This is a genomic window from Lutibacter sp. B1 (assembly GCF_012524075.1).
Classification (GTDB): Bacteria; Bacteroidota; Bacteroidia; order Flavobacteriales; family Flavobacteriaceae; genus Lutibacter.
This window is the reverse complement of sequence record NZ_JAAZUI010000124.1, coordinates 1-929: the sequence shown is the minus strand read 5'-3', so window position 1 is coordinate 929 and position 929 is coordinate 1. Positions and strand designations below refer to the sequence as shown.

Below are 929 nucleotides of genomic sequence, written 5' to 3'. Positions count from 1 at the left end.
CAACGGTCTCGTATAACCGTCAGTTACGGGATTAAAGTTAATGTTTTTCGGTTTAGAACTGGCGTTAGCAATTCCGAGTGGATTCGGACGTAGTCGAATCCGCCGTAATTGCGGTTATACATTGTTGGCAACTGGCTTTTATTCCGCATTTTTGTTATATTCTGTTTTAAAATGTCGCTCAATGTTTAACATTAAATTGAAAACATAATCAAAATATTCTTCCGAATTTTCTCTCGTAAATTTCCTAACAAAGAAGTTTTGCAACGTCGGTATTTCTTTATATTTAATTCCTTCAATTTTTTTGTTTTCAGAATCCGATTTGTCAATCAAGTCAATAGTATTCTCTGAATCCCTCAATATTTTTTTTGGGTCATAATGAGAAAAGCCATTTCTTACTGTTTGTCGTAATTGTGTCAATTTATTAAATTCATACTCTGTAATTATTCCTAATTCTTTACATTCTTTGATTGTACAGTTCATTGTGCAACTTGAATATTTGTCAGATGCAGAGTAAGTTTCATTCCAATCCTTAATTTTTTCAGGTTGTGTTCCTGAAGCTTTTTGAATTAATGCTAATTTTAATATTCTTTCAAGAAAATGATTTGTCAGCGTTATTGCTGCTGTATGCGATTCAGTAATCAAGCATTTAACAATTTCTCCGATTGTGGATTTTAAATCCGTAAAGTAGTAAAATCTTGGGTTGCGTAAATAATGTTTATAATGTTCAAAGTTTTCTTCTAACGCTTTTTTAAAAAGGCTATCCAAAAATGATTTATTTTCAGAGTCAATGTTATTGTAGCGTTCCTCAATTATCTTTCGATTTTCGATTTCGCGTTCTTCTGGATTTATTCCATACTTTTCATATATTTCTCTTGTTTTTTCGTCCATTATAAAATTTTCCAGAATCTTTTTTCAGCTTGTTGCCAACG

At 31.3% G+C, this 929-nt stretch carries 1 protein-coding gene; it reads right to left on the bottom strand.

Going from position 1 to position 929, the window contains the following annotated elements; all coding sequences use genetic code 11:
- Nucleotides 1-138: 138 nt before the first annotated feature.
- Nucleotides 139-888: a hypothetical protein gene (locus HGB55_RS15220; protein ID WP_168817940.1), complete on the bottom strand. Its 750-nt coding sequence runs from the start codon at nt 886-888 to the stop codon at nt 139-141.
- Between the last annotated feature and the right edge of the window lie 41 nt (nt 889-929).